The 2,232-nt window shown below is 33.2% G+C and carries 2 protein-coding genes; one reads left to right on the forward strand and one right to left on the reverse strand.

Features of this window, described 5'->3' with window-relative positions:
- Nucleotides 1-389 precede the first annotated feature (389 nt).
- On the forward strand, nt 390-698 hold the full coding sequence (locus KI369_RS24555) for a putative quinol monooxygenase (protein WP_212957840.1): 309 nt from the start codon (nt 390-392) through the stop codon (nt 696-698).
- 34 nt (nt 699-732) lie between these two features.
- Here KI369_RS24555 and KI369_RS24560 read toward each other — a convergent pair whose 3' ends face one another.
- Nucleotides 733-2,112 carry an O-antigen ligase family protein gene (locus tag KI369_RS24560; RefSeq protein WP_212957842.1) on the reverse strand — a complete coding sequence of 460 codons (1,380 nt, stop codon included), beginning with the start codon at nt 2,110-2,112 and terminating at the stop codon, nt 733-735.
- Nucleotides 2,113-2,232 lie beyond the last annotated feature (120 nt).

Here is a 2,232-nt window from a genome sequence, read left to right on the forward strand (position 1 = left end):
ATGCATAGAAAATTAAACTAAATGAAAGTAATACGAAATTACGTAGCTCGGCACGCACTATAAAATAGAAAAATAATACGAGAGGTAAAAAGATAAATAAGAAAATCGAACTACTAAATACCAAAGGACTCTCCTCACTTTTTCAAAATACATTTCGTGCAAAAAACCGACATATCTATTATATATTCTTTTATATAATAGTGCCTTTAATATTTTAGCATGTTAATAATTCGATTAAAATAATTCTTCTATATAAATAGTTTCTAATTTCATACGTAAGAAAGCTGTGCCAGTAAGTGTTTTTTTTTATGGAAAAGAAGGTATTTGAGTGATTTATGGGAATTATTAATTGTGAAATAAGAGAAGTGACATAATTAGGGGGGAGAAGAATGAGTAAATTCGGATTGTACGGTAAGTTTATTGTGGAAGAAAGTAACCAGGAAGAATTAATAAATATTTTGCTAGAGGCTGCGGAATCAATGAACGCACTTCATAGTTGTGAGGTGTATATTGTAAGTACTTCTGATGAAGAGCCGAATGCTGTATATGTTTTTGAAGTATGGAGTAATGAAGAGGCACATAAAGCATCTTTAATGCTAGAGTCTACACAAAATTTAATTAAGCGAGCAAAACCAATGATTACTGGAGCAGAAAGAATTAGCACTTTGAAGGCTAGAGGCGGTAAAGGGTTGGAATAGAAAAGAAGCAGCATCCAGATGGATGCTGCTTCTTTTATTCTATTTCTAAATCAACAATTAAGTAAGCGAGTATCACAACAAAGAAAATGCTAACGGCTGGTGCTGTTAATACGTGTCCAGACATAAAGCCGATTCCAAGCGATAAGACGAGTGTGCTAGCTAGTAGCATATGTTTTACGCTAAATAGTTTCTTGAAGTTTGTGATGATGCGAATGAATATTTTTATACCGAAATAAAGAAGTGGCAATACATACATAAGGAAACCGACAATTCCAAATGCGAAGAATAGGTCATGGAAATCCATTTCGACTAACTTCATTTTCGTTGTATAGTTACCAGCGTACCCCATTCCAAATAGTTTTTGAGATAGTGGTGCTTCTTTATAGTATTGTTTATATACTTTTAAAAACTTGTCGCGATCACTGTAAATTAAACTTTTCATTTCAGAGTCTGTTAGTTCGCCTTCTTTATGTTCTTCTTCTTTAATTACTTTTCCTTCTTTTCGGTCTTTTTCTTCTTGTACTGATTTTTTGTATTCATATATTTGTAAATGGATGGTCATGTTTTTTGCGATAGGAGTTTGCGGTGTAAGTACGAGTAATCCTCCTAATACGACAGCAGCAACAATTGTGTTTACAAGATATGTGAATCCTTTTCCTTCTTTTTTACGATGTATCATATATTCAATGAATAGGAAGAAAAGGGCGATACCAAGTGTAATAACGATGGCACCATAGCCTACTTTCGTTCCGATCATAATGCTTGCATACATCGCAAGTACAGTTGGAATCCAGTAATACGCTTTTGAGAAAGAAGTTGTTTTATGAACCGAGTATAAGACAACGATTGGGAACATAATTGCGAAAATGGAACTTAAATCATTTCCAGCAAAGAACCATCCTCTTGAACCGATCTTTGAGTTCGGATAGCTTGGGAAATCTGTACCAGTTGCCATAGCCGCGATGATTGAAATGCTTAAAATTAATGTTGCATATAAGAAATACGTAATAATTTTATGAAACGCATATTCGTTATTTTTTAATTCCTTTAGTGCGATAATATATCCAAACAGTAGTACAATTGGATATATACTTTTCAAAATAAATTTCACTTCTTCTCCAAATGAAACTGGAGATTTGACCATTAAATTATTCACAAGGCCGATTGCGAGTACGATGCCAAATAGACATAAATAAAGAATATACTTTTTCGCGCCTTGTTGTTTATGATGAAGAAGTAGATAACCTAATGCAAGAAGCATAAAGGCGAAACGGACTACGATTCCGACTGTTGCGCTCATGTGTAATACATAGATTGAAAAAGATGTTAATAAATCTAAAATTGGTTGAAACACGATGAATAGCAGCAGGAAATGCGGGAAGGAATTAGCCGTTTGTTTTAACTTAGTAACCATATGTTCCTCCATTTCTTCATTCCTTTATTTCAGAACCTCTATATAAATAGGAAGGAGAATGAATTTCTATATTTAATTTTTATATCAGACTTAAGAATACACCATTTCATTGTAATGGTA

This window comes from Bacillus sanguinis (assembly GCF_018332475.1).
Taxonomy (GTDB): Bacteria; Bacillota; Bacilli; order Bacillales; family Bacillaceae_G; genus Bacillus_A; species Bacillus_A sanguinis.

Excerpts from the sequence above, each read along its gene's own strand:
- KI369_RS24555 (WP_212957840.1), top strand. The coding sequence starts at position 390 with ATGAGTAAATTCGGATTGTACGGTAAGTTTATTGTGGAAGAAAGTAAC.
- KI369_RS24560 (WP_212957842.1), bottom strand. The coding sequence starts at position 2,112 with ATGGTTACTAAGTTAAAACAAACGGCTAATTCCTTCCCGCATTTCCTG.